Below are 25786 nucleotides of genomic sequence, written 5' to 3' on the forward strand. Positions count from 1 at the left end.
CCCCTGCCATGGACTCCTCTGCCCCCCACCGTGCCGCCCCTCCCGCCCGCATCCTGGTGGTGGACGACGACGCCGACATGCTGCGGCTGCTGTCGCTGCGCCTGAAAGCCGCCGGGCACGACGTGGTGGCCGTGGGCTCTGCCGAAGCGGCACTGGCGCAGCTGGACATTGCGCGCCCGCAGTTGGTGCTCAGCGATGTGCGCCTGCCCGGGCGCGACGGCCTGGCCCTGTTTGACGAAGTGCGCGCCCGCCACCCCTCACTGCCCGTGATCCTGCTGACCGCACACGGCACCATTCCTGACGCCGTCGAGGCCACGTCGCGCGGGGTGTTCACCTACCTGACCAAGCCCTACGACGGCAAGGAGCTGCTGGAGAAGATCGCGCAGGCGCTGGCGCTCAGCGCCCCTGCCGTGGCGCAGCCGCATGCCAACGAGGACTGGCGGGCCGAGATCGTGAGCCGGTCGCACCGCATGACAGACCTGTTGTCCGAGGCGTACATGGTCGCCCAGTCCGACGCCAGCGTGCTGCTGCGCGGCGACAGCGGCTCGGGCAAGGAGCTGCTGGCACGCGCCATCCACCGCGCCAGTCCGCGTGCTGCCCGTCCGTTCGTGGCCGTCAACTGCGGCGCCATCCCCGAGGCACTGCTGGAGTCCGAGCTGTTCGGCCACGTCAAGGGCGCCTTCACCGATGCGGTGAGCAACCACAAGGGGCTGTTCCAGGCGGCGGACGGCGGCACCCTGCTGCTGGACGAGATTGGCGACATGCCCCCGGCCCTGCAGGTCAAGCTGCTGCGGGTGCTGCAGGAGCGCGCCGTGCGCCCCGTGGGTGCCAGCCAGGCCACGCCCATCGACGTGCGCATCATCTCGGCCACGCACCGGGACCTGGAGGCCGCCATGGCCAGCGCGCAGTTCCGCGAGGACCTGTATTACCGGCTGAACGTGGTGTCGCTGGTGCTGCCCACCCTGGCCGAGCGGCGCGAGGACATTGCGCTGCTGGCCAACCACTTTCTGGACCGGCTGTCCCGCAAATACGACAAGCGCCTGTCCGGCTTTGCGCCCGAGGCGCTCAAGGCACTGACCACCGCCGCCTGGCCGGGCAACGTGCGCCAGCTCTACAACGTGGTCGAGCAGGTGTGCGCCCTGTCCACCACCCCCCTGGTCCCGCTGACCCTGGTGCAGCGCGCGCTGCGCACCCCGTCCACCCAGGTGCTGAGCTTTGCGGAGGCCCGCCAGCGTTTCGAGCGCGAGTACCTCGTGGGCCTGCTCAAGATGACCGACGGCAATGTGGCCGATGCGGCGCGACTGGCGCAACGCAATCGCACCGAGTTCTACCGCCTGCTGCAAAAGCACGCGCTGACGCCGGGGCAGTTCAAGCAGGATGCAGGCGATGCGGACGATGTCGTGGATGAGCGACACGAATAAGTCATTGATTTACTGGGTGTTTTGATCCAAGCACCCACCCCTTGTCGCCATCTGGCGACAAAAAGCGGGGGCTGATAGGCGCCCACAGGCGATTGCACAACTGCTTACACGCAGAGGCCACTCCAACCCATTGATTTCAAAGCATTTTTTGCAGCTGGCACAGGGTTTGCCCTATGTCTGGCATGCACGCAGTTCTTCCCTCCTTTTTTCGACAGATCGGCAGGCGCGCAGGGCCCGCAATGGCCCTGGCCACCGCCCTGCTGGCTGGGGGTGCACACGCACAGGGCTTTGACTTCGAGAGCGTGACCCGCCTCGCCCGCGACCGCGCCAGCCAACCCTACCGGCCCGTGAGCGACAAGCTCCCGGCCGACCTCGCAAAGCTCAACTACGACCAGGTGCGCGACATCCGCTGGCGCCCTGATCGCGCTTTGTGGCGGGCCGAGAAGCTGCCTTACGAGGCCATGTTCTTCCATCTGGGGCTCTACCAGAAAGAGCCGGTGCTGATCAACGAGGTGACGCCCCAGGGCGTGCGTCACATCCCCTACAGCCGCGCGGACTTTGACTACGGCAAGAACCAGCTGCGGCCCGAGGCCTGGGGCGATCTGGGCTTTGCAGGCTTTCGTCTGCACAACCACCTGAACTCCAGCGCCTACAAGGACGAACTGGTGGTCTTCCAGGGTGCGAGCTACTTCCGCGCGCTGGGCCAAGGCCAGCAGTACGGCCTGTCGGCGCGCGGGCTGGCCATCGACACCGTGGGCGGCCGGGGCGAGGAATTCCCCCGCTTCACCGAGTTCTGGCTGGTGCGGCCCGACCCGCTGTCCACCCAGGTCACGGTGTACGCACTGCTCGACTCGCCACGCGCCACGGGCGCCTACCGCTTCGACATCCAGCCCGGCGCGCAGACCACCACCACGGTGCGCAGCCGCATTTTTGTGCGCGCCGCCTCGGGCACCCCACCCATCGCCACGCTGGGCGTTGCGCCGCTGACCAGCATGTTCTTCTTCGGCGAGAACCAGCCACGCAAGGAGGACTTCCGCCCCGAAGTGCATGACTCCGACGGCCTCATGGTGGCCACGGGCGAAGGCGAATGGCTGTGGCGCCCGCTGCAGAACCCCCGGCAAACACTGGTCACCTCGTTCGCCACAAAGAACCCCAAGGGCTTTGGCCTGATGCAGCGCGACCGCCAGTGGGCGAGCTACGAGGACGTGGAAGCCCGCTACGAGCGCCGCCCCAGCGCCTGGGTCCGTCCCCTGAACGACTGGGGCGCGGGCCGTGTGGAGCTGGTGCAGCTGAATACGCCCGACGAGACGCACGACAACATCGTGGCGTACTGGGTGCCCGCACAGATGCCCGCCCCCGGCCAGCCGCTGGAATTTGCCTATGAGCTGAGCTGGCAAGGCGACGAACAGCAGCGCCCGCCCGGCGCCTGGGCCACCCAGTCGCGCCGTGGCATGGGCTACACCAAGCTGTCGGCCCAGGCTCTGCGCCAGCAGGTTCAGTACGTGGTCGATTTCGAGGGCCCGGCTCTCAAGGCCCTGCCTGCGGAGGCCTCCCTCAAGGCCGTTGTGACCAGCGATGCCAACGGCAAGGTGCTGGAAAACATTGCCTACCGCAACCCCGCCACCGGCGGTTGGCGCATGACCGTTCGCATCCAGCGCCTGCAGGCTGACCGGCCCATCGAGCTGCGCGCTTTTCTCCAACACGACAACCACGCTGTGAGTGAAACATGGACGCACATCAGTCTTCCCGAGTAAGCCCTCATGACCCCCACGGCACCCACGCATCCACCGGCCCTGCCGTGGTCGCGCGGCGGGGTGTTGCCTACCCTCGGCCAACCCCCAGCCGACGCAGCACCCTGCGCGAAGAGCGCCACCCCAATGCGGTGACGGCACCGCCCCTGCACCGCGGCTCCATGGTGCCCCTGCCCTGGCGCGGCTTCTGGAACAGCGTGGGCACTGCCGTGCTGCTGCGCCTCACGGGCCGTACATCCCCACAACCTGCACCAGCCACGGCGGCACAAGCCCCCGCTGAATCCACCGCCGCCTGGCAAGGTGCAGCGCAGCGCCGCCGCTGGACGTTTGCGCTGCTCACCCTGCTGACGACGGCCCTGGCCAGCACCCTGTTTGCCAGCGTGCAGCCCGACTACGAAAACGCGTGGCTGAGCTACGGCCAGATCGCGCTGTTTGCCCTGCTGTCCGCCTGGGTGGTGACCGGCTTTTTGACCGGGCTGATGGGCTTTTGGGTGATGCTGCGCGGCGACCGGCATGCACTGTCGGCGCGCAGCGTGGCTAGGCACACGCTGGCGCCCGACGCCCGCACCGCCATCATCATGCCGATCTGCAACGAAGACGTGGCCACCGTGTTTGCCGGGCTGCGGGCCACCTGCGAGTCGGTGGCCGCCACCGGCCATGGCACCACGTTCGACGTGTTTGTGCTCTCCGACAGCAACGACCCCGCCATTGCCCGCGCCGAGCGCGCTGCCTGGGAAGAGCTGCGCAACGCCCTGGCGCAGCACAGCCAGCATCCCCAGGTGCAGGTGTACTACCGCCTGCGCACGCGCCGCACGCACCGCAAGGCAGGCAACGTGGCCGACTTCTGCCGCCGCTGGGGCAAGGACTACCGCTATATGGTGGTGCTGGACGCCGACAGCGTGATGAGCGGCGACTGCATCGTTTCCATGGCCAAGCTGATGGAAGCCCACCCCACGGCCGGCATCATCCAGACCGCCACGCAGGCCATCGGCCATGTCACGCTGCATGCCCGCGCGCAGCAGTTTGCCTCACGCGTCACGGGCCGCCTGTTCACGCTGGGCATGCAGTACTGGCAACTGGGCGAATCGCACTACTGGGGCCACAACGCCATCATCCGCGTGGCGCCCTTCATGCAGCACTGCGCACTGGCGCCCATCCAGGGCACGGGGGGTCTGTCTGGCGGCATCATGTCGCACGACTTTGTGGAGGCCGCACTGATGCGCCGCGCGGGCTACCACGTGTGGCTGGTGGCCGACCTGATCGGCAGCTACGAGCAGCAGCCGCCCGACCTGCTGGCCGAACTGCAGCGCGACCGCCGCTGGTGCCAGGGCAACCTGCAGAACGCACGCCTGATGGCCGAGCCCGGCATCCACCCCGTGCACCGCTCCATGTTCATCACCGGCGCCATGGCTTATCTGTCGGCGCCGCTGTGGCTGGCCTTCCTCACGCTGGGCACGGCCCTGTGGCTGTCGGGCGCCAAGCTGGTGGCGGACTGGCACATCCTGCCCGCCGAGCTGCTGGCGCTGTGGGCCTGGACCCTGTGCCTGCTGTTCCTGCCCCGCATCCTGGGCGTCACAGCCGTGTTCATGCGCCGCGAGCAAAAGCAGTACGGCGGCGCTTTCAGCTTGCTCAAGAGCGCTTTGCTGGAGAGCGTCATGGCCATCCTGCAGGCGCCCGTTCGCATGCTGGCGCACTCGCTGTTTGTGCTGATCGCATTGACTGGACTGAAGCTGGAATGGAAGTCGCCCCCGCGCGAGGCCCATGCCGTGCCCTGGCGCCACGCCGTGCGCCAGCTGGCCCCCATGAGCACCGTGATCGCCCTGCTGGCGGCGGGCGTGGCGCTGATCGACAGCAGCGCGCTGTTGTGGCTGATGCCCGTGGGCTTGCCGCTGGCACTGGCAATTCCGCTGGCCGTGTGGACCAGCCAGATCGCGCTGGGCCGGGCGCTGCGTGCCCAGCGGCTGCTGCTGATTCCTGAGGAGTCGTGGTCGCCCCCGGTGCTGCGCCGCGCCTGGCTGCATGCGGGGCGCATGGGGCGGCCCATGGCCTTGCAAACCGCCTGAGGTGCCAGACCGCACCACCGCTCCCAGCCGGGCGGGCCATAAAAAAGCCGACACATGTCGGCTTTTTTGTTCACTCATATTTTCATAGCATCTCAGGCATATGGTTGTAGCGCCTGGTGCCAAAAAGGCTTGAAAACCTTTCAGAAAGGCATCTTGGGCATGCCTCCGCCGCCCATGCCCTTCATGCCGCCCATGCGCTTCATCATCTTCATCAGGCCGCCGCCCTTCATCTTCTTCATCATGCCCTGCATCTGCTCAAACTCCTTGAGCAGGCGGTTGACCTCCTGCACATGCACGCCCGCCCCGTTGGCGATGCGCTTCTTGCGCGTGGCCTTGATGAGTTCGGGCTTGCGGCGCTCCAGGGGGGTCATGCTCTGGATGATGCCTTCCTTGCGCTTGATGTCCTTTTCGGCCTTGTCCATGTCCAGCGAACCGGCCTTGGCGGTGAGCTGAGAGGGCAGCTTGTCCATCAGGCTCGAAAGCCCGCCCATCTGCTTCATCTGCTGGATCTGCGAGAGAAAGTCGTTCAGGTCGAACCCGTCACCGCTCTTGACCTTGGCCGCCAGCTTTTGTGCGGCCTCCATGTCCACCCCGGCCGTCACCTGCTCCACCAGCGCCACGATGTCGCCCATGCCCAGGATGCGGCCCGCATGGCGCTCGGCGTCGAACACTTCCAGCCCGTCGATCTTCTCGGAGACACCCGCAAACTTGATGGGCGCCCCCGTGATCTGGCGCACGGATAGCGCGGCACCACCACGCGAGTCGCCGTCCAGCTTGGTGAGCACGATGCCGGTGAGGGGCAGCGCCTCCTTGAAGGCCTTGGCCGTGTTGATGGCGTCCTGGCCCTGCATGGCATCCACCACGAACAGGGTCTCGACAGGGTTGATCGCAGCATGCAGGTCCTTGATTTCATTCATCAAGGCTTCGTCAATCGCCAGACGGCCGGCCGTATCGACCAGCAGCACGTCAAAGTAGTGCTTCTTGGCGTAGTCCAGGGCGGCGCGGGCGATGTCGAGCGGCTTCTGGTCGGGCGTGCTGGGGAACCATTCGGCCCCGGCCTGCTTGGTCACGGTCTTGAGCTGCTCGATGGCGGCCGGGCGGTACACGTCGCCCGACACGGTCAGCACCTTCTTCTTGCGCTTTTCGATCAGGTGCTTGGCCAGCTTGGCCGTGGTGGTGGTCTTGCCCGCACCTTGCAGGCCGGCCATCAGGATCACGGCGGGCGGCTGGGCGGCCAGATTGATGTCGGCCACGCCCTCGCCCATGGTGGCGGCCAGTTCGCGGTTGACGATGCTGACCAGCGTCTGCCCGGGCTTGAGCGAGCCCAGCACCTCCTGGCCCAGGGCCTTTTCCTTGACGCGAGCGATGAAGTCGCGCACCACGGGCAGGGCCACGTCGGCTTCGAGCAGCGCCATGCGCACTTCGCGCAGCATGTCCTGCACGTTGGATTCGGTGATGCGGGCCTGGCCACGCATCTCCTTGACGAGGCGCGTGAGTTTGTCGGTAAGGGCGGAGGCCATAGGGGTGTTTCCGGTATTGGCTGCGCGCCGTCAACAAGGGCGTTGCGTGCGCAGCCCCGCCAGGGCGCTGGCGGTGGGCGAAAGGCTAAACTGTGCCCATGATTTTAACGAGTAGCTCCCCCGTCAGTTGGGTGCTGGCCCTGGCCGCTGCCGTGGCCTATGCCGTGCCGGCTGCCGCGGCCTCCCGCCTGGGGGCTGCAGCAGCGCGCAATGCACTGCTGGTCGCGTGGTTGCTGCACGGCGCCGTGCTGGTCTGGGGCCTGTGGGGCGATGCGCCACGGTTTGGTTTTGCGCCCGCGCTGTCGATGACGGCCTGGCTGGTGCTCACGGTCTATGCCGTGGAGCGGCAGTTGTTTCCACAAATGCAGTCACGCTGGGTGCTGGCAGGGCTGGGCGCGGCCGCCATCGTGCTGGCCATGCTGTTCCCGGGGCAGCCCCTGCACGTGACCGCATCCGCCTGGCTGCCTTTGCACCTGGCGCTGGGCATTGCGTGTTATGGCCTGTTTGCAGCGGCGGTGGTGCATGCCTGGCTCATGACACGCGCCGAACGCCACATCCGGCAGGCTGAAGACCCGCACAGCGGCATCCCACTGCTGACGCTGGAGCGGTTGACCTTCCGGTTCGTGACGGCGGGGTTTGTGCTGCTCACCGCCACTTTGTTGGCCGGGTGGCTGTTTGGCGAGACGCTGTATGGCCGGGCCTGGCGGTGGGACCACAAGGCCGTGTTCTCGATGCTCTCGTGGCTGACCTTTGCCACGTTGCTGCTGGGCCGTGCCCGCTTTGGCTGGCGGGGCCGCAATGCGGTGCGTGTGTTGTATGCGGGCTCGGCCCTGTTGCTGCTGGCCTATGTGGGCTCGCGTTTTGTATTGGAAGTTGTTCTGGGCCGCAGCGCATGAAGTACCTGGTCTTGTTGGTCGTCATCGCGGTGGCCGTAGGTATCTGGCGCAGCCGCCGCGCCCCTGATGCGGCGGCGCCCAAAGCGCCCCCCACACCGCCTGCCCTGCCGCAGGACATGCTGGCCTGCGCGCACTGCGGCGTGCACATCCCGCAGGCCGAAGCCTTGATGCTGGGCAGTCAGGCCTATTGCAGCGCCGAGCACCGGCGCATGGGCCCGGCCTGAACGACGCCTTGCCGTTGTGACCATGCAAGCAGCGCCCGCAGGCCCACTGCCGCCTTCCGCAGACGCCCCCTTCGCACGGCTGTGGCTCGGTTTTCTGACGGGCCGCGTCATGGTGGCCCTGGCACTTTTGGTGCTGCAGGGGGCCGGGCAGCTGATCAATCAAGCGGCGGCACCTTCCGTGCTCGCAGTCTGCGTGGTCTACCTCGTGGCCACCGTGGTGCTGCGGGTGCTGTCGCGCAAAGCCCCGCCGTCGCCCGGCGCCGGCCCGCAGTGGCTGCCCTCCATTGGTGTGGACCTGGCGGCGATCACTGCGCTGCAGTTGCTGCATGCGGGCACCATGAACTACACGCCCCTGTTCGGCCTGCCCATCCTGATCGCAGCGGTCATGGGCACGCTGACCCTGGCCCTGGGCACCACTGCCGCAGTCACGCTGCTGCTGCTGGGCTGGGCCTGGTGGGTGGGCCAGTACAGCACGGGCGACGAGGGCCAGCGCTACCTGCAAAGTGCGCTGACCGGCACAGGCTACTTCATCGTGAGCTATCTGGTGCACCAGCTGGCCACCCGCCTGGCGCGCGAACAGGAAGTGGCGCAACAAAGCCAGATCGCGGCGCGCGTGCAAACGCAGGTCAGTGCACTGGTCATCCAGAACCTGACCGACGGGGTGCTGGTGGTGGACGAGACCGATGTGGTGCGCATTGCCAACCCCGCAGGGCTGCAACTGTTGGGTGGCGTGGCACTGACCGAGTTGCCGTTTGCCCTGACCTCCACCGCGCCGTGGCACCCCCTGGTGATTTTGGCGCGGCGCACCTTCCGTCACGAACAGCCCCAGACGGCCGATGTTGATCTGCTGCACGAAGGCCAGAGCCCCACCGGCCTGCATGTGCGCACCTGGCTCACGTCCACACGCAATGCAGCCTTGCAGACGCACTCCGAGCGGCTGTGCGTGATGTTCCTGCACGACTTGCGGGAAATGGAAGCGCGGCTGCGCACCGAAAAACTCGCGGCCATGGGCCGCATGTCTGCCGCCGTGGCCCACGAGATCCGCAACCCGTTGGCCGCCATCGTGCAAGCCAATGCCCTGCTGGAAGAAGACCTGCACGAGCCGGCACAAAAGCGCCTGGCGCACATGGTGCAGCAGAACGCCGACCGCCTGGCACGCATTGCCGAAGAGGTGCTGGACATTGCCCGCGTGCAGCACCAGATCAGCCACGCCCCCGCCTCCACCGTGGTGCTGGACGAAACCGTCGCCCAGATCTGGAACGACTGGCAGGCCCAGGACCCCGCGCGGCGGCGCGCCGTGGTGTCGCTGGATACCGGTGCCACCCAGGTGGAGTTTGACGCCGAGCACCTGCGCCGCGTTCTGGTCAACCTGCTGGACAACGCCCTGCGCTACATGGGCCCGGAGCCCGACTCGCTATCGGTGACCACGCGCAATACGCCTGCCGGCCAGGTCAGCCTGCAGGTGTGGAGCGACGGAGCGCCCATGGACAAATCCGTGGAGCGGCATCTGTTCGAGCCCTTCTTCTCGTCCGAGAGCCGCTCCAGCGGCCTGGGCCTCTATATTTGCCGGGAGCTGTGCCAGCGCCATGGCGCCTCCATCAGCTACCAGCGCCTGAACCGCCCCACCGCACGCGGAGACATCGGAGGCAACGCCTTCACCGTGGGCTTCCGCCGCACGACCCGCCCCGCCGACAATGCCACCTTGTTTGACACTATCGTGGTCTGACTGCAGCCTCCATGAACGCCCCTGCCGCCTCCATCCTTGTCGTTGACGACGAACCCGATCTGCGCACCCTGTACGAGCTCACCTTGCTGCGTGAGGGCTACCGGGTTGAGACTGCGTCCAACGTGCAGGAGGCCCGCGAGCAGCTCAAGGCCCAGCGTTTTGACGCGGTGATCACTGACATGCGACTGCCTGACGGGTTCGGTATGGAACTGCTGCAGGACCTGCGCGACCAGCAGCGCCGGGAGCGCTGCGTGGTCATGACCGCCTACGGATCGGCAGAAAACGCGGTCGAGGCGCTGCGCGCCGGGGCATTCGATTACCTCACCAAGCCCGTGGACCTCAAGCAGTTCCGCTCGGTGGTGGCCTCGGCCATCCAGGGCACCGGCGGAGTCCCCCCTCCGCGTGCGGCACGCAGCAACGGCTCCAGCCGGTCTGCCAATGCGGCGGCGGCCAGCGAATTCGGCAGTGCCAACGCCGCCCTGGATCGCCTGGTGGGCGAGTCCGACGCCATCCGCAACGTCAAACAGCGCGTGGCCAAGGTGTCGCGTGGCATGGCGCCCGTGCTGATCCATGGCGAGTCGGGCACCGGCAAGGAGTTGGTGGCCCAGGCCTTGCACGCCAGCAGCCAGCGCGCGGATGGCCCCCTGGTCGCCGTGAACTGCGGAGCCATCCCTGAAAACCTGCTGGAAGCCGAATTCTTTGGCGCCCGCAAGGGCTCCTACACCGGGGCTTCGCAAGACCGTGATGGGTACTTTCAGGCCGCACGCGGGGGCACCCTGTTCCTCGACGAAATCGGTGACCTGCCGCTGGCGATGCAATCCAAGTTGCTGCGCGCCATCCAGGAGCGCAGCGTGCGGCCGTTGGGCTCCACCCAGGAAGAAACCGTGGACGTGCGCATCGTCAGCGCCACCCACCGCGACCTGGCGGCCGATGTCCAGGCCGGCCGGTTCCGCCAGGATCTGTACTACCGGCTCAATGTGATCGAGATCGTCATCCCGCCACTGCGCGAGCGTCGGGAGGATCTGCCCGCACTGTGTGCAGCACTGCTCACCCGCATTGCCAACGAGTCCGGCATGCCGGTGCCCCAGCTCACTGACCGTGCACTGAACGCCATCGCCGTCCACCCGCTGACCGGAAACGTCCGCGAGCTGGAAAACCTGCTGCACCGTGCAGTGGCGTTGAGCGATGGGGACGAGTTGCAGGTGGATGCGCCCAGCGGTGCGGCAGAGGTGCAGATGGCGCGGCCCGCGACACCCGCGTTGGCCACTGCGGCAGAGGGTTCGGCCGGCGGCACCTCCTCCCCGTCCGATACCGCCCCAACCCAGCAGCCCCTGGCCAGCGGATGCACCGTGCCCCTCCCCAGCGACCTACAGGCCTGGCTGGATCAGCAGGAGCGCGAGATACTGATCCGCGCGCTCAAAGAATCCGGATTCAATCGCACGGCCACGGCGGCACGCCTGGGTATCAGCCTGCGCCAGATTCGCTACCGCATTGCCCGGCTGAACATCGCGGTACCCAACGACCAGGACCCGCATGACGACCAGGGCTGACAGCGCCCCGGCAGCAGCCCCCACGCGCTGGGACGGCGGATGGCACCTGGCAGCCCAGCGGCTGGCATCGCCGAACTTCGGACCACGCCCCGTACAGGCCTCGGGGGTGGACCTGATCGTGGTGCACTCCATCAGCCTGCCCCCGGGTGAATACGGCGGCGGCGCTGTGCAACAGCTGTTCACCAACACTTTGGACTGGGACGCGCACCCTTACTACCAGGGCATTCGCGGACTGCAGGTGTCCGCCCATTTTTTCATCGAGCGCACCGGTGCACTGTGGCAGTTTGTGGATTGCGACCAGCGAGCCTGGCATGCGGGGCAATCGTTCTACCGTGGCAGGAGCCAGTGCAACGACGATTCCATCGGCATTGAACTGGAAGGCCTGGAGGGCCTCACCTTCGAGTCCGCCCAATACGAGACACTGGCCTGGGTCTGCCAGGACATTACGCTGCGTTACCCCATCGAGCACATCGCGGGGCATGAACACATCGCCCCGGGGCGTAAGCTTGACCCGGGCCCGGGGTTTGACTGGTCCAGGCTGCAACAGGCCCTGGGCTGGCCAGCGCAGCGATTTCCGCAAGGCACACAGACGGGCCCGCAGCAGCTTCGCTGACGCCGCGCTTTCACTGTCGCACGGGCGCATCAAGGCAATTTTTTCTTTGTGCGTTCGCACATATTTTTGCAGCCAAGCACTGCGCGGCCTGGCGCAGGAAATCCGCCGCCAAGGTACGCCACTGCAAGGTTTTGCATCGCCCACATCGCGTTTACAAGGGTTCGCCGCAGGTGCCGATTGCCAAGGCAACGGGGTTGGGAACATGCTGTTTCGGTTTTGGGGACTCATTCCGGCGGTACACTACCGGTAGTGTCTTGAACCGCCTCGACACACCATATATAGTGTGCGCCAGACTGAAGTCCGGTGCAGCACCCACACACTGCGGCGGCGCTCCAGGCCGCACGCCACCCCAGACAGCCCACAGAAGAGGACACCCATGCAAGCTGCTTTGAACACGCCTTCCCCATCGCCCACCGCCTCTGCAGATACCGCCACACACGCTGCAGCGGCCGCAGCTTCCGGGCACCCGCTCACGCATTACCAGATCATTCGCCGCAACGGCGCGGTGGTGCCGTTCGAGCCCCAGAAAATTGCAGTGGCGATGATGAAGGCGTTTCTGGCAGTGCACGGCACGCAGGGCGCCGCCTCTGCCAGCGTGCGTGAGGTGGTAGATACGCTCACCCAGAACGTGGTCCGCGCCCTGATGCGCTCGCGCCCGGGCGGCGGCACCTTCCATATTGAAGATGTGCAGGATCAGGTCGAGCTGGGCCTGATGCGCGGCGAGCACCACGAAGTCGCCCGCGCCTACGTGCTGTACCGCGAGCGCCGCACGCAGGAGCGCGCCCACCACCAGGAACAGCTCGCTCCCGCCACCCCGGTGATGCACGTGATCGACAACGGCCAACGTGTGCAGCTGGACATCCTGCGCCTGCACGCATTGATCGAGTCGGCCTGCGCCAACCTGGGCGCTGACATCAAGGCCGCTCCCATCGTCGCCGAGACCATGCGCAACCTGTATGACGGCGTTCCCATGGACGAGGTCTACAAGGCATCCATTCTGGCCGCCCGCACCCTGATCGAAAAAGATCCCGACTACACCTACGCCACGGCCCGCTTGCTGCTGCATACCATCGTGCGTGAGGTGCTAGGGCGTGACGTGACCCAAAGCGACATGGGCCAGGCCTACAAGGACTATTTCCCCTCCTTCATCCAGAAGGGGGTGGACAACGAGCTGCTGGATGAGCGCCTGCTCAAGCAATACGATCTGAACCGCCTGGGCGCTGCGCTCAAGGCCGAGCGCGACCTGCAGTTCGATTACCTCGGCCTGCAGACGCTGTACGACCGCTACTTCCTGCACGTCAAGAAGACCCGCATCGAGCTGCCCCAGGCCTTCTTCATGCGCGTGGCCATGGGCCTGGCACTGAACGAAACCGACCGCGAGGCACGGGCCATCGAGTTCTACGAAGTGCTGTCCAGCTTCGACTTCATGTCCAGCACGCCCACGCTGTTCAACAGCGGTACGCTGCGCTCACAGCTGTCGAGTTGCTACCTGACCACGGTGCCGGACGACCTGGACGGCATCTACGAGTCCATCAAGGAAAACGCCCTGCTGTCCAAGTTCGCGGGCGGCTTGGGCAACGACTGGACGCGCGTGCGCGCACTGGGCAGCCACATCAAAGGCACCAACGGCGAATCGCAAGGCGTGGTGCCGTTCCTGAAGGTGGTGAACGACACGGCCGTGGCGGTGAATCAGGGCGGCAAGCGCAAGGGCGCCGTCTGTACGTACCTGGAAACCTGGCACCTGGACATCGAAGAGTTCCTGGAACTGCGCAAGAACACCGGCGACGACCGCCGCCGCACGCACGACATGAACACGGCGAACTGGATTCCCGACCTGTTCATGCGCCGCGTGATGGAAAAGGGCACTTGGACCCTGTTCTCGCCCTCCAACGTGCCGGATCTGCACGATCTGTTCGGCGCCGACTTTGAAAAGGCCTATGTGGCCTACGAAGAAAAAGCCGCACGCGGCGAGATCAAGCCCGCCAAGACCGTGCAGGCCACCGACCTCTGGCGCAAGATTCTGACCATGCTGTTTGAAACCGGCCATCCCTGGATCACGTTCAAGGATGCCTGCAACGTGCGCTCGCCCCAGCAGCACGCTGGCGTGGTGCACTCGTCCAACCTGTGCACCGAGATCACGCTGAACACCAGCGATACCGAAACTGCCGTTTGCAACCTTGGCTCGGTCAACCTGCTGCAGCACATCAAAGACGGCCAGATCGATCACGAGAAGCTCAAGAAGACCATCACCGTGGCCATGCGCATGCTGGACAACGTGATCGACATCAACTACTACGCCGTGAACAAGGCCCGCGACTCCAACCTGCGCCACCGCCCCGTGGGCCTGGGCGTGATGGCCTTCCAGGACAGCCTGTATGCGCTGCGCATTCCTTATGCCTCGCAAGAAGCAGTGGAATTCGCCGACAAGTCGATGGAAGCCATCTGCTACTACGCTTATTGGGCTTCCACCGAGCTCGCCAAGGAACGCGGCCAGTACTCCAGCTACAAGGGTTCGCTGTGGGATCGCGGCATCCTGCCGTTTGATACGCTGGACATGCTTGCCAAGGCCCGCGGCGGTTATGTGGAAGTGGACCGCTCGTCCACGATGGACTGGGACGCGCTGCGCAAGAAGATTGCGCAGGACGGCATGCGCAACTCCAACTGCGTGGCCATTGCGCCCACCGCCACCATCTCCAACATCATCGGCGTGGATGCCTCGATCGAACCTTCGTTTGGCAACCTGTCGGTCAAGTCCAACCTGTCGGGCGAGTTCACCGTGATCAACAGCGGGCTGGTGCGCGATCTCAAACGCCTGGGCCTGTGGGACGACGTGATGATCATGGACCTCAAGCACTTCAAGGGTTCGCTGCATCCCATTGACCGCGTGCCGCAGGACATCAAGGCGCTGTACTCCACAGCTTTTGAAGTCGAGCCTCAGTGGCTGGTGGAGGCCGCATCGCGCCGCCAGAAGTGGATCGATCAGGCACAGAGCCTGAACATCTACATGGCTGGCGCATCGGGCAAGAAGCTCGACGACACCTACAAGCTGGCATGGGTCCGTGGCCTCAAGACCACCTACTACCTGCGTACGCAGAGCGCCACACACGTCGAGATGAGCACCGTGAACACACGCCAGCTCAATGCCGTGTCGTCGGGTGGAGACAGCGGCGCATCGGCAGCTTCTGCCACGGCGCAAGCGCAGCCCAGCCCGCTGGAAGCTGCTGCAACAGCTGCTGCTCAACAGGCCGCGGCGGTGCCAGCGACGGACGTGAAGTTCTGCGCCATCGACGATCCTGGCTGCGAGGCCTGCCAGTAAGCACTTTGCGAGCAACGCTTCGGAATCGCCCGGGGCGTTGCTTCGGTGCTGTGAAGCAACAAAACCTTGCTGCACAACGCTTCAGTGCTTTTCTTTTCGCAGCACTGCTTTCATAATCCGAACACTGGAAAATCTATGTTGACCTGGGACGAAGAAGTCAAGCCCTCATCGCAAAATCAACTGGACGGCGGTCTGCCCAACAACCGCCAGGTGGGACAACCGCCTCTCGCTTTCCAGACACCTTCGCTGCAACCCGTGGGCGCCACATCCCCCGCAGCACACACCTCCACGACCCCCGTCACCGCTGCAGCGCATCGCCGCGTCAATGCAGCCGACAAACGCATCATCAACGGCCAGACCGACGTCAACCAGTTGGTGCCCTTCAAGTACAAGTGGGCGTGGGAAAAATACTTGGCCACCTGCGCCAACCACTGGATGCCCCAAGAGGTGAACATGACGCGCGACATCGCGTTGTGGAAGGACCCCAACGGCCTGACCGACGACGAGCGCCGCATCATCAAGCGCAACCTCGGCTTCTTCGTCACCGCAGACTCGCTGGCCGCCAACAACATCGTGCTGGGCACGTACCGCCACATCACGGCCCCTGAGTGCCGCCAGTTCCTGCTGCGCCAGGCCTTCGAAGAAGCGATCCACACCCACGCCTACCAGTACATCGTCGAGTCGCTGGGCCTGGATGAGAGCGAGATCTTCAACGCCTACAACGAAGTCCAGTCGATCCGCGACAAGGACGAGTTCCTGATCCCCTTCATCGAAGCGATCATGGACCCATCCTTCAAAACCGGCACCCCCGAAACCGACCAGACCCTGCTCAAGTCGCTGATCGTTTTTGCCTGCCTGATGGAAGGCCTGTTCTTCTACGTGGGCTTCACGCAAATTCTGGCGCTGGGTCGGCAGAACAAGATGACGGGCGCTGCGGAGCAGTACCAGTACATCCTGCGCGACGAGTCGATGCACTGCAACTTCGGCATCGATCTGATCAACCAGCTCAAGCTGGAAAACCCGCACCTGTGGACGGCGGAATTCAAGGCCGAGATCAAGGCGCTGTTCCTCAAGGCCGTCGAGTTGGAGTACCGCTACGCCGAAGACACCATGCCCCGTGGCGTGCTGGGCATGAACGCCTCCATGTTCAAGGGCTACCTGCGCTACATCGCCAACCGCCGCGCCACGCAGATCGGGCTGGAGACACTGTTCCCCAACGAAGAAAACCCGTTCCCGTGGATGAGCGAGATGATCGACCTCAAGAAGGAACGCAACTTCTTCGAGACCCGGGTTATTGAATACCAGTCCGGTGGTGCGCTGTCCTGGGACTAGCGCTTTTTTTTGCAGGCCACACCACATGGATTTTTACACCACGCCCAGCACCGACAGCGCCGCAGAGTGCTGCCCTGCGAGGCGTTCCCGTGTTCATGGAGATGGAGTTTTGATCCATCCCCATGGATCGCTTTCTGTCCACTGCAGACAGGAAGTGCTCTTTGCAAATTGACCCAAGGAGAACATGATGGCAACTGCGAAAAAACCGGCCGCTAAAAAGGCTGCTCCCGCGAAGAAGGCTGCAACGGCCAAACCCGTAGCCGCAAAGAAGGCTGCACCTGCCAAGAAGGCAGCAGCACCAGCAAAGAAAGCCGCTCCTGCCAAGAAGGCCGTAGCTGCGAAGAAGGCTGCACCCGCCAAGAAGGCAGCAGCACCGGCAAAGAAAGCCGCTCCCGCCAAGAAGGCCGTAGCTGCGAAGAAGGCTGCACCCGCCAAGAAGGCAGCAGCACCGGCAAAGAAAGCCGCTCCCGCCAAGAAGGCCGTAACTGCGAAGAAGGCGGCACCTGCCAAGAAGGCAGCAGCACCGGCAAAGAAAGCCGCTCCCGCCAAGAAGGCCGTAGCTGCGAAGAAGGCTGCACCTGCCAAGAAGGCAGCAGCACCAGCAAAGAAAGCCGCTCCCGCCAAGAAGGCCGTAGCTGCAAAGAAGGCTGCTGCACCTGCCAAGGCTGCCCCCGCAAAGAAAGCTGCACCGGCCAAGAAGGCCCCCAAGGCGCCTGCCCCTGCGGCCGCTGCCCCCGCAGCACAAACCACGCTGAACCCTCAGGCAGCTTGGCCTTTCCCTACGGGCAACAAGCCCTGATCCTGGCGCGCCACGCGCTCAACCCGGTGCACACGCACCGGGTTTTTTTCGTCTGCATCTTGGTAGGGACTCTCCCGGGAGTTGCCCCGTGAGCAAGTTGCGCTGTAGCGCCCGGCGTAACGCAACGCGGGCGACATTGGCTGAGTGGCTTATGCCAGCGGATCGAAATCCAGCGTGTAGTTCTGTGGGCCACGCTGCGCGATCTTGAGAGCGCCCACCCGGTTGCCCAATTCGGCACAACGTACGAGTGGCCAGCCCTTTTCCAGACCAAACAGCAGCGCGCCGCGCCAGGCGTCGCCACAGCCCGTAGGGTCCACCACGGCGGCAGGTTTCACGGGGGGGACACGGGTCTTGTCACCATTCACCCAGACCTCACAGCCCTCTGCGCCCAATGTCACCACCAGCCCCTGCACCTTGCGGGAGATATCGGCCAGCGACCAGCCGGTGCGGTCGCACAGCATCTTCCCCTCGTAGTCATTGACGGTGACCCAGGTGGCTTGTTCAATGAACTGGATCAATTCCTGCCCGTTGAACATGGGCAGGCCCTGGCCCGGATCGAACACAAACGGGATGCCCGCCGCGACGAACTGGGCTGCATGCTCCAGCATGGCATCGCGCCCATCCGGCGCGATGATTCCTACGCCGACACGGCTGTCGGCACCAATGCGGTTGGCATGGGCTTGCATCATGGCACCGGGGTGAAAGGCCGTGATCTGGTTGTTGTCACGGTCCGTCATGATCATCGCCTGTGCGGTGTAGGTGTCCTGCACCTGCCCAACGTGGCGAGCACTGATACCCAGCGACTCCAGCCGCTGCAAGTAATCAGCACCATCGCTGCCCAGCATGGCCATGGGCAGTGGCTCACCACCCAGCAGCTTTAGGCTGTAAGCGATATTGCCCGCACACCCCCCGAAGTCGCGGCGCAGCGAAGGGACCAGGAAGGACACGTTCAGGATGTGCAGTTGATCCGGCAGGATCTGCTCAGCAAAACGCCCCTCGAAAGTCATGATGGTGTCGAACGCCAGGGAACCACAAATGAGGGCAGCCATAGATAGTGAAACTCGGTAAGTTGTTGGGAGAAATCAGGGATAGAACGCCAGCAGCCGGTAGCCCGCCACACGTGCACCGCCCGTGGTCACGAGCACCGACACCGAGGTGCCCCACTCCCCCTTCGCGGGCAACTCCGCCGGCGCGGCCATGTCGGTGGGCAACAAAACCCGCCGCAACACGGGCTGGTCCTGCGCATCGGTCAAGGTCAATTCCACCGCAGGCATGGCCAAGGGGATGGTGGCGGTGCTCTTCATCGTCAGCGCCAGCTGGTAGCTGTCGCCGCGCGCCTTGTTGAAGGAAGAGCTGTCGATGACCACATCGGCAATCTGGCGCACGGGAGCAAGCTCGCAGCGCAAGGGCTCGCACAGTTTCACCAGCCAGGGGCGGGTGCGAGCGTCCAGCGCGGCAATGCGGTCGCGTTCCTGCACGGCAATCTGCAAGGCCAAGCCCAGCAGGGAAATAAAGAACACCAGCCCCAACGCCATCCGCACGACAGGTTTGCGCCAGAACGCCTTACGGCGCGCAGCAAGCACAAAACTGACCTCGAGGTCGGACTCCTGGTCCTCGGCCTCATCGTCGTCGTCCGCAGCCCGCCGAGGTCGTGCCCGCAGGATGGCCGCGTGCGACTCGTCCTTCACCAGCTCCATGGCCGGCGTCTCCGGAGCATCCGCCTTGGGCACAAAGTCGACGGAAGGCAGCGGAGGTGCCAGAGCAACGGACTCCGCGACCGGCACTGGCGCGAGCTTCCGCACTTCGTCCAGAAGCGCGGCACTGGGGTCGGACGGCTGCGGCGCCAAAGCCTCCGATGCCCCCGTTGAATGGATAGGATCGCCCGACAGGTCGACGAGGCCAGCGGCATCCGCATCCAAGGACGCATCCAGTGTCACTTCGGAATCGCGAAGTTCTGCAAAAGGCAGTTCGTAGCCAGCAGGGCTGGGGGGCTCGGTCACCGGCGGCAAAGCCCCACCGACCAAGCTGCTGGCATCCTCGCTGACAACGGGTGTCACCGAGCCCGAGGGCGCCGCCGCAGCATCCCCGCGTCCATGTACAGACCCGTTCGCATCCAATACGGAATCACCGGCGCGTGGAGCCGTGGTGGGTTCCACTATCGGCCCCGGAATCTCCGCAGGCACTGGGGCCGATAGCGTTGCCCCGGCATCCACCGCAGTCGGAGCCCGTGGCGCGCTGTGGGCCCTCCATGCAAAGGGGGCGAGGAGGTCATCCCCCAGAACTTCAGGAGAGGTTTCCTTGCGAGCGCCTGCCGTGAGAAACGCGGGCACCGCCGGGCTGGGGATATCCAGCACAGGGGCTGCAGGTACATCATCCACCACGCAGAACAGCGGGGCGTCAACCGTGTTGGTCGCCGCTGCCCGGGTAACGGACTCCGAAACGCTTCCCGTGACAGGCGTGGTCGCCTTGGCTGCATTCGCAGCAGCGGGCAGAGCGGCGCCAGTTGATTTGCCGCCGCCCCACGCACCCAGCGCATCGGGCTTTCGGACGACCGGGGCTGTGGGCGCCCGCAGGTCCGTGAGCGACACATCGGGCAGCAGCGCTTCAGGCGCCACCGGCAGCAAATGGGCAGAGGCATCGAATACCTCCTTGCATTGGCCGCAGCGCACCCATCCCTCCGAGATGCGCAATTGGTCCGCCACGACCTTGAAGGTGGTGGCGCAGGACGGGCAGCGGGTGATCTGGCTCATCAGCGAAGGATTGTAGAGGCCATGCCACGGCCGCCAGAGCAGCGCTCGCGCACGTTCAACGGCGTGCGGTCATCAGAATCCAGCCATCCTCGGTGTCCGCCACTTCCAGCGGCAGCCAGGGCGCGTAAGCCTCCTTGAGCTCATCCGCCTGGCGCTCCAGAATGCCCGCCAACACCAGATGGCCGCCCGCAGCCACATAGCTGCACAGCAGCGGGGCCAACACCCGCAACGGCGTCGCCAGGATGTTGGCCAGCACCGTCTGGTATTCGCCTTGTGCCTTGTCCGGCAGACCTGCTTTGAGTGTGACCTGATTGGCCTCGGCGTTTTGTACGGTGGACTCCACAGCCGCAGGGTCGATATCGACTGCGTCAATGTCCGTGGCGCCGAACTTGGCCGCACCAATGGCCAGAATGCCCGACCCGCATCCATAGTCCAGCACCCGCCCCAGGGGGTTGCCCTGACCGGGCTGCGAAGCGCCGTTGCGCGCAATCCAGCGCAGGCACATGCGTGTGGTGGGGTGTGTGCCCGTGCCAAACGCCAGACCGGGGTCGAGCCGGATGCTGCGTACCGCCTGGGCGGGCAGTTCATGCCAGGTAGGCACGATCCAGAAATCGGGTGTGATGTCCACCGGTGCGAACTGCGACTGGGTCAGCCGCACCCAGTCCTGCTCAGGCACCTGGGCTACGCCCAGCACCTGGCAGCCCACAAAAAAGTCCTGCACCACCAGCAACTGCTGCGCTTCGCGGGCCGCCACCTCGGAGGGGAACAAGGCGACCACACGGCTGCGCTGCCAGCCATCCTTGGGCGGCGGCATGCCAGGCTCGCCAAACAGCGCCTGTTCGGCGTCGGTCTGCGCATCGGCGTCTTCCACCGATACGGAAAGCGCATCCAGCGCGTCCAGCGCATCGCTGACCGCTTCAATCCGGTCCTCGGGGCACATCAGACTCAGCTCAAACATAGGCGTCTCTCGAAAAAAGTGAAATGCTGGCACCCGTTGCCAGGAGCCAGCATGTGAACGACCTGCAAGTCTGCCTGCTCAGCGCTTGTGCTGCGACAGCCACTCTTCCAGGTAGTGAATGTTGGTGCCACCCGCCATGAACTTGGCGTCCACCATCAGTTCGCGGTGCAGCGGCACGTTGGTGTTGATGCCCTCGATCACCGTTTCGGACAGCGCCGTGCGCATGCGGGCCAGGGCCTGCTCACGCGTGTCGCCGTGCACGATGATCTTGCCGATCATCGAGTCATAGTTCGGCGGCACAAAGTAGTTGCTGTAGGCATGCGAGTCCACACGCACGCCAGGCCCCCCCGGTGGATGCCACGTGGTGATGCGCCCCGGCGACGGGATGAATTTGTACGGATCTTCCGCGTTCACCCGGCACTCGATGGCGTGGCCGCGGATTTCGATCTGGCGCTGGGTGAAGGGCAACTTTTCGCCAGCCGCCACCATGATCTGCGTCTTCACAATGTCCACGCCAGTGATCCACTCGGTCACGGGGTGTTCCACCTGTACACGGGTGTTCATCTCGATGAAATAGAACTCGCCGTTCTCGTACAGAAACTCGAACGTGCCCGCACCGCGGTAGCCGATCTTCTTGCAGGCTGCCACGCAGCGCTCACCAATCTTCTCGATCAGCTTGCGGGGGATGCCAGGGGCCGGCGCCTCTTCGATCACCTTCTGGTGGCGGCGCTGCATGGAGCAGTCACGCTCGCCCAGGTACACCGCGTTGCGGTGCTTGTCGGCCAGGATCTGGATTTCGATGTGGCGCGGGTTCTGGAGGAACTTCTCCATGTACACCGCCGGATTGCCGAATGCTGCGCCCGCCTCGGCCTTGGTCATCTGCACGGCATTGACCAGCGCCGCCTCGGTGTGCACCACGCGCATGCCGCGACCACCGCCGCCGCCAGCAGCCTTGATGATGACCGGGTAGCCGATGGCCTTGGCGATGCGGCGGATCTGCACTGGGTCATCGGGCAACTCGCCCTCGGAACCCGGCACGCAGGGCACGCCAGCGCGGATCATGGCCTGCTTGGCCGACACCTTGTCACCCATGATGCGGATCGACTCGGGCGTAGGGCCGATGAACTGAAAGCCGCTCTTTTCGACGCGCTCGGCGAAGTCGGCGTTCTCGGACAGGAAACCGTAGCCTGGGTGGATGGCTTCGGCGTCAGTCACCTCGGCCGCCGAGATGATGGCCGGCATGTTGAGGTACGACAGTGGCGAGGGCGCGGGGCCAATGCAGACGGCCTCTTCAGCCAGCTTGACATATTTGGCGTCGCGGTCGGCCTCGGAGTAGACCATCACGGCCTTGATCCCGAGTTCACTGCAGGCGCGCTGAATGCGAAGGGCAATCTCCCCTCGGTTTGCGACCAGGATTTTCTTGAACATGCGCGCCTTATTCGATGACGAACAAAGGTTGTCCGTATTCCACGGCCTGGCCGTTTTCGCCCAGGATGCGGGTCACAGTGCCCGACTTGTCGGCCTCGATCTCGTTGAGGATCTTCATGGCCTCGATGATGCAGATGGTCTCGCCTTCCTTGACTTGGCTGCCCACTTCGACAAAAGGCTTGGCGCCGGGGCTGGACGAGCGGTAGAAAGTGCCCACCATGGGGGACTTCACGATGTGGCCGGTAGGGGCTGCTGCGGCCGGTGGGGCAGGCAGTTCAGCCACAGGCGCGGCTGCTGGCGCTGCGGCAGGGGCTGCCACCGGGGCCGCCACATACTGCTGGACCACAGCACCACCGCTCTTGACGATGCGGACTTTGCCCTCGGCTTCCGTGATTTCGAGTTCAGAGACATTCGACTCGGACACGAGATCGATGAGGGTTTTGAGTTTTCGCAGATCCATGGAAGCTCCAACGGCTATAAAACTGAATAGGGCGCGAATTTACTCCAATTTCACCCTATCGCAGTCTTCCACCCGCATTTTTCATGAACTTCGGCATGGGAAAGTGCCGTTTCATCGAGAGAAGACACGTCGAGAACCCCTATACAGCCCGTGTATATGGGCGCGCATCCTCAACGCAGCCCCGCCCAAAGCTGCAAGTCCTGGGCGGTCACTTGCCCCATTCTACGATGCAGCACTTTCCCCTCCCCGCCCAGGACCACCGTGAAGGGCAGGCCTCCTGTCAGGTTGCCCAGCGACCGCCCCAGGTCTGTGCCGCCCAAGCCAGCCAGCCCCACCGGAAAATCGAGCGGAATGCGCGTCAGAAACTTGCGCACCGCCGAGGGCTGGTCAATCGCCAACCCCAGCACTTGCCAGCCTTTGGCAGATTGTTCGCGATAGAAGGCGTTGAGCATGGGCAGCTCTTCCACGCAAGGTGGGCACCACGTGGCCCAGAAATTAAGCAGCAGCGGCTTGCCAGCCAGGGACTTCATGGCCACGGTGCTACCGGCTGGCGTTTCAAACTCCAGCCCCCAGAGCGCCTGCTCGGCCCCCGGCTCCACGGCATGGGGCTGAAATTTCCACCATGCGAAGCCCGCGCCACCCAGAGCCGCAGCCCCAGCCACCCCCGCATACAACAGGCGCCTGCGCGCTGCCGAGGGAGCAGAGACATCGGGAGTCACCGGGGCGAGAGATTCAGCAGGCTGTGTCATGGGGTCGTGGTTTCCTGAAGCAAGCGGCGCACGGCCGTGATGTCACCGCGCGGTGTCCGGCCCTTCGAGTCGGGTTTGAGCGCACCCCGCAGGTCGTCCAGGTCATAGATCAGCAGGTGCACACCGATCATTTCATTGAGCTCGGGCGATTTGCTACCCAGGCTCAGCGCCTCCACCGATTCGCCATGGAAACCGGTGACCGTGCGCGGTTCGTAGTCCACATGATGATCGATCAGCGCGATCTCTGCCGATTTGGGGTCATCACAGAACAATTGCAGGTAAATGTCCGACAGGCGCGTGGCCGTTCCGTGCCACACCGCACCCGCCAGATGCGGTCGAAAGGCCGCCATGCGGTCCATCCACACCAGGGCTAGCTGGCGCAAAGCCCGAAGTTCGCGCGGCTGGGTATCGGCACAGAAGAGCTGGATGTACTCCCGCACCGCCTCTTCCACCAGATCATTGTCCGGCAGCGGGGTGCGGGCCGGCAGGCCCATCTGCCGCAGCGCCCGGCGCTTGGCGGGGCCCCATTCCAGCCCCTCTTCCACCACCAGGCGGGCGGTCGTTTGGGCGATTTCTTCGCTCAGGGGTGTGTGCATGGCAGCGGTGGAGAACTAAAGACCCTGCATTGTGGCGCGAAGCCGTGACACGGCGGCCGATGACCCCAGGCGGCACTGGCGCCCCAGACAACCGGCGTGCAGCGGAACTACTATTTTGAGAGCACCTCAGGCAGCCAGAGTCGGCACCTGCAGTCCTTTTTGCCTTGAAGGAGGCACCCACCCCCCGGCCTTAGAATCTGCGCCCATGCATATACACATACTGGGCATCTGCGGCACGTTCATGGGAGGCCTCGCGGCCTTGGCGCGCGAGGCAGGGCACAAGGTGACGGGCTGCGACGCCGGGGTCTACCCACCCATGAGCGACCAGCTCCGCGCGCTGGGCATCGACCTGATCGAAGGCTTCAGCGCCGACCAGCTCGCGCTCCAGCCCGACATGTTTGTGGTGGGCAATGTGGTCAGCCGCGCCCGGTTGGCTGACGGCTCCCCCAAGTTTCCGTTGATGGAAGCCATTCTGGACGCAGGCCTGCCTTACACCAGCGGCCCCCAATGGCTGGCAGAGCATGTGCTGCAGGGTCGCCATGTGCTGGCCGTGGCTGGCACGCACGGCAAGACCACCACCACCTCGATGCTGGCGTGGATTCTGGAATCGGCCGGGCAGCAACCGGGCTTTCTGATCGGCGGGGTGCCGCTGAACTTTGGCGTGTCCGCGCGCCTGGGCGCTGCGCAGCGCCCCGCGCCAGCCGCCACGCCGATCGGCGCCGCACCGCTGTTCGTGATCGAGGCCGACGAATACGACACCGCCTTTTTCGACAAGCGCAGCAAGTTCGTGCACTACCGGCCCCGCACCGCCGTGCTGAACAATCTGGAGTTCGACCACGCAGACATCTTTGACGACCTGGCGGCCATCGAGCGCCAGTTCCACCACCTGGTGCGCACGGTTCCGCCGTCGGGACGCGTGGTGGTCAATGGACTGGAAGAAAGCCTGGCCCGCGTGCTGCACACCGGCTGCTGGAGCGAGGTGGCCAGCTTTGGCGCCGCCGTCAGCGACTTTCACGCCGTGGGTGACCCGCAGGCTTTTGATGTGGTGCACCAGGGGCAAACCGTAGCGCGCGTGGAATGGTCGCTGACCGGCGTGCACAACCAGCTCAATGCGCTGGCGGCCATCGCAGCGGCCCACCATGTGGGCGTGGCGCCCGCACAGGCCGCAGCCGCTCTGGGCAGTTTTCAGAACGTCAAGCGGCGCATGGAGCTGCGCGGCACCGTGGGCGGTGTGGCCGTCTACGACGACTTTGCCCACCACCCTACCGCCTTGCGCACCACGCTGGACGGCCTGCACCGTACTTTAGGCGCTGGCGCACGCATCTTGGCGGTGTTCGAGCCCCGCAGCAACACCATGAAACTGGGCGCGATGAAAAGCCAGCTGCCCTGGGCGCTGGAGCCCGCCGATCTGGCCTTTTGCCACACGGCAGGGCTGGACTGGGATGCTGCGCAGGCGCTGGCACCGCTGGGCGTCGGACCCGGCCAGCGCGCGCAGACGGCCCCGGACATCGATACGCTGGTGGCCCAGGTCACCCAGGCCGCACGCCCGGGCGACCATGTGGTGTGTATGAGCAATGGCGGCTTTGGCGGCATCCACACCAAGCTGCTGCAGGCACTACAAAAATAATAGCTGC

20 protein-coding genes are annotated in these 25786 nt (G+C 65.0%); 12 read left to right on the forward strand and 8 right to left on the reverse strand.

Annotated features, from left to right (window positions below; translation table 11 throughout):
* Positions 1-8: 8 nt before the first annotated feature.
* The 3 genes from ACOYR4_RS19195 (at position 9) to mdoH (ending at position 5235) form a co-directional block, all read left to right on the forward strand.
* Positions 9-1421, forward strand: a complete 1413-nt coding sequence (locus tag ACOYR4_RS19195) for a sigma 54-interacting transcriptional regulator (protein ID WP_110960211.1) — start codon at positions 9-11, stop codon at positions 1419-1421.
* A gap of 239 nt (positions 1422-1660) precedes the next feature.
* The gene (locus ACOYR4_RS19200; RefSeq protein ID WP_422847710.1) at positions 1661-3175 is read left to right on the forward strand and encodes a glucan biosynthesis protein G; all 1515 of its coding nucleotides are present in this window, start codon (positions 1661-1663) and stop codon (positions 3173-3175) included.
* Positions 3148-5235 carry a glucans biosynthesis glucosyltransferase MdoH gene (gene mdoH / locus ACOYR4_RS19205; RefSeq protein ID WP_422847711.1) on the forward strand — a complete coding sequence of 696 codons (2088 nt, stop codon included), beginning with the start codon at positions 3148-3150 and terminating at the stop codon, positions 5233-5235. The genes ACOYR4_RS19200 and mdoH overlap by 28 nt, the downstream gene beginning before the upstream one ends.
* Positions 5236-5375: 140 nt before the next feature.
* Here the strand turns inward: mdoH and ffh are convergent, their stop codons facing one another.
* The gene (gene ffh, locus ACOYR4_RS19210; protein ID WP_291443769.1) at positions 5376-6755 is read right to left on the reverse strand and encodes a signal recognition particle protein; all 1380 of its coding nucleotides are present in this window, start codon (positions 6753-6755) and stop codon (positions 5376-5378) included.
* Between the two features lie 98 nt (positions 6756-6853).
* Between ffh and ACOYR4_RS19215 the strand changes: the two genes are divergently transcribed.
* The 8 genes from ACOYR4_RS19215 to ACOYR4_RS19250 all read left to right on the forward strand — a co-directional run bounded on the left by ACOYR4_RS19215 (position 6854) and on the right by ACOYR4_RS19250 (position 17211).
* Complete coding sequence (locus ACOYR4_RS19215; RefSeq protein WP_422847712.1) at positions 6854-7651, forward strand: cytochrome C assembly family protein; 798 nt, start codon at positions 6854-6856, stop codon at positions 7649-7651.
* Positions 7648-7875: a PP0621 family protein gene (locus ACOYR4_RS19220; protein ID WP_056637344.1), complete on the forward strand. Its 228-nt coding sequence runs from the start codon at positions 7648-7650 to the stop codon at positions 7873-7875. The genes ACOYR4_RS19215 and ACOYR4_RS19220 overlap by 4 nt, the downstream gene beginning before the upstream one ends.
* Before the next feature lie 22 nt (positions 7876-7897).
* Positions 7898-9601 (forward strand): two-component system sensor histidine kinase NtrB, encoded by a 1704-nt coding sequence (locus ACOYR4_RS19225; protein WP_422847713.1) that lies wholly within the window; start codon positions 7898-7900, stop codon positions 9599-9601.
* 11 nt (positions 9602-9612) lie between these two features.
* Positions 9613-11151 (forward strand): sigma-54-dependent transcriptional regulator, encoded by a 1539-nt coding sequence (locus ACOYR4_RS19230; protein ID WP_422847714.1) that lies wholly within the window; start codon positions 9613-9615, stop codon positions 11149-11151.
* Positions 11135-11764, forward strand: a complete 630-nt coding sequence (gene ampD, locus ACOYR4_RS19235; protein WP_422847715.1) for a 1,6-anhydro-N-acetylmuramyl-L-alanine amidase AmpD — start codon at positions 11135-11137, stop codon at positions 11762-11764. Before ACOYR4_RS19230 ends, ampD begins: the two co-directional genes overlap by 17 nt.
* A gap of 376 nt (positions 11765-12140) precedes the next feature.
* Positions 12141-15080, forward strand: a complete 2940-nt coding sequence (locus ACOYR4_RS19240) for a ribonucleoside-diphosphate reductase subunit alpha (RefSeq protein ID WP_110960218.1) — start codon at positions 12141-12143, stop codon at positions 15078-15080.
* A gap of 135 nt (positions 15081-15215) precedes the next feature.
* Complete coding sequence (locus tag ACOYR4_RS19245) at positions 15216-16412, forward strand: ribonucleotide-diphosphate reductase subunit beta (RefSeq protein ID WP_060985124.1); 1197 nt, start codon at positions 15216-15218, stop codon at positions 16410-16412.
* 187 nt (positions 16413-16599) lie between these two features.
* A complete protein-coding gene (locus ACOYR4_RS19250) occupies positions 16600-17211 on the forward strand; it encodes a histone (protein ID WP_291443756.1) in 612 nt (203 codons plus the stop codon).
* 149 nt (positions 17212-17360) lie between these two features.
* Here the strand turns inward: ACOYR4_RS19250 and ACOYR4_RS19255 are convergent, their stop codons facing one another.
* The 7 genes from ACOYR4_RS19255 to ACOYR4_RS19285 all read right to left on the reverse strand — a co-directional run bounded on the left by ACOYR4_RS19255 (position 17361) and on the right by ACOYR4_RS19285 (position 24152).
* Entirely contained in the window at positions 17361-18260 is a 900-nt protein-coding gene (locus tag ACOYR4_RS19255; RefSeq protein ID WP_422847716.1) for a carbohydrate kinase family protein, read from the reverse strand.
* A 33-nt stretch (positions 18261-18293) separates the two neighbouring features.
* The gene (locus ACOYR4_RS19260; protein WP_422847717.1) at positions 18294-19961 is read right to left on the reverse strand and encodes a DUF3426 domain-containing protein; all 1668 of its coding nucleotides are present in this window, start codon (positions 19959-19961) and stop codon (positions 18294-18296) included.
* A 55-nt stretch (positions 19962-20016) separates the two neighbouring features.
* On the reverse strand, positions 20017-20919 hold the full coding sequence (gene prmA / locus ACOYR4_RS19265) for a 50S ribosomal protein L11 methyltransferase (protein ID WP_422847718.1): 903 nt from the start codon (positions 20917-20919) through the stop codon (positions 20017-20019).
* A 78-nt stretch (positions 20920-20997) separates the two neighbouring features.
* Positions 20998-22347: an acetyl-CoA carboxylase biotin carboxylase subunit gene (accC, locus tag ACOYR4_RS19270; protein WP_209818176.1), complete on the reverse strand. Its 1350-nt coding sequence runs from the start codon at positions 22345-22347 to the stop codon at positions 20998-21000.
* Positions 22348-22354: 7 nt separating this feature from the next.
* Entirely contained in the window at positions 22355-22807 is a 453-nt protein-coding gene (gene accB / locus ACOYR4_RS19275) for an acetyl-CoA carboxylase biotin carboxyl carrier protein (protein ID WP_060985129.1), read from the reverse strand.
* A gap of 170 nt (positions 22808-22977) precedes the next feature.
* Positions 22978-23556, reverse strand: coding sequence for a TlpA family protein disulfide reductase (locus ACOYR4_RS19280; protein WP_422847719.1), 579 nt, complete (start codon positions 23554-23556; stop codon positions 22978-22980).
* A complete protein-coding gene (locus ACOYR4_RS19285; RefSeq protein WP_110960224.1) occupies positions 23553-24152 on the reverse strand; it encodes a hypothetical protein in 600 nt (199 codons plus the stop codon). The genes ACOYR4_RS19280 and ACOYR4_RS19285 overlap by 4 nt, the downstream gene beginning before the upstream one ends.
* A 205-nt stretch (positions 24153-24357) precedes the next feature.
* Here ACOYR4_RS19285 and mpl point away from each other — a divergent pair, with 205 nt between their 5' ends.
* On the forward strand, positions 24358-25779 hold the full coding sequence (mpl, locus tag ACOYR4_RS19290) for a UDP-N-acetylmuramate:L-alanyl-gamma-D-glutamyl-meso-diaminopimelate ligase (RefSeq protein WP_422847720.1): 1422 nt from the start codon (positions 24358-24360) through the stop codon (positions 25777-25779).
* Positions 25780-25786: the final 7 nt, after the last annotated feature.

The sequence above is a fragment of the Acidovorax sp. M14 genome (assembly GCF_049331375.1).
Lineage (GTDB): Bacteria > Pseudomonadota > Gammaproteobacteria > Burkholderiales > Burkholderiaceae_C > Acidovorax.

Bases quoted from the DNA above. Each gene is read 5' to 3' on its own strand.
- accC (WP_209818176.1), bottom strand. From the start codon at position 22,347: ATGTTCAAGAAAATCCTGGTCGCAAACCGAGGGGAGATTGCCCTTCGC.
- prmA (WP_422847718.1), bottom strand. From the start codon at position 20,919: ATGTTTGAGCTGAGTCTGATGTGCCCCGAGGACCGGATTGAAGCGGTC.
- ACOYR4_RS19285 (WP_110960224.1), bottom strand. From the start codon at position 24,152: ATGCACACACCCCTGAGCGAAGAAATCGCCCAAACGACCGCCCGCCTG.
- ACOYR4_RS19240 (WP_110960218.1), top strand. From the start codon at position 12,141: ATGCAAGCTGCTTTGAACACGCCTTCCCCATCGCCCACCGCCTCTGCA.
- accB (WP_060985129.1), bottom strand. From the start codon at position 22,807: ATGGATCTGCGAAAACTCAAAACCCTCATCGATCTCGTGTCCGAGTCG.
- ACOYR4_RS19260 (WP_422847717.1), bottom strand. From the start codon at position 19,961: ATGAGCCAGATCACCCGCTGCCCGTCCTGCGCCACCACCTTCAAGGTC.
- ACOYR4_RS19195 (WP_110960211.1), top strand. From the start codon at position 9: ATGGACTCCTCTGCCCCCCACCGTGCCGCCCCTCCCGCCCGCATCCTG.
- ACOYR4_RS19220 (WP_056637344.1), top strand. From the start codon at position 7,648: ATGAAGTACCTGGTCTTGTTGGTCGTCATCGCGGTGGCCGTAGGTATC.
- ACOYR4_RS19225 (WP_422847713.1), top strand. From the start codon at position 7,898: ATGCAAGCAGCGCCCGCAGGCCCACTGCCGCCTTCCGCAGACGCCCCC.
- ACOYR4_RS19280 (WP_422847719.1), bottom strand. From the start codon at position 23,556: ATGACACAGCCTGCTGAATCTCTCGCCCCGGTGACTCCCGATGTCTCT.
- ampD (WP_422847715.1), top strand. From the start codon at position 11,135: ATGACGACCAGGGCTGACAGCGCCCCGGCAGCAGCCCCCACGCGCTGG.
- ACOYR4_RS19200 (WP_422847710.1), top strand. From the start codon at position 1,661: ATGGCCCTGGCCACCGCCCTGCTGGCTGGGGGTGCACACGCACAGGGC.
- mdoH (WP_422847711.1), top strand. From the start codon at position 3,148: ATGGACGCACATCAGTCTTCCCGAGTAAGCCCTCATGACCCCCACGGC.
- ACOYR4_RS19255 (WP_422847716.1), bottom strand. From the start codon at position 18,260: ATGGCTGCCCTCATTTGTGGTTCCCTGGCGTTCGACACCATCATGACT.
- ACOYR4_RS19215 (WP_422847712.1), top strand. From the start codon at position 6,854: ATGATTTTAACGAGTAGCTCCCCCGTCAGTTGGGTGCTGGCCCTGGCC.
- ffh (WP_291443769.1), bottom strand. From the start codon at position 6,755: ATGGCCTCCGCCCTTACCGACAAACTCACGCGCCTCGTCAAGGAGATG.
- ACOYR4_RS19230 (WP_422847714.1), top strand. From the start codon at position 9,613: ATGAACGCCCCTGCCGCCTCCATCCTTGTCGTTGACGACGAACCCGAT.
- ACOYR4_RS19245 (WP_060985124.1), top strand. From the start codon at position 15,216: ATGTTGACCTGGGACGAAGAAGTCAAGCCCTCATCGCAAAATCAACTG.
- mpl (WP_422847720.1), top strand. From the start codon at position 24,358: ATGCATATACACATACTGGGCATCTGCGGCACGTTCATGGGAGGCCTC.
- ACOYR4_RS19250 (WP_291443756.1), top strand. From the start codon at position 16,600: ATGGCAACTGCGAAAAAACCGGCCGCTAAAAAGGCTGCTCCCGCGAAG.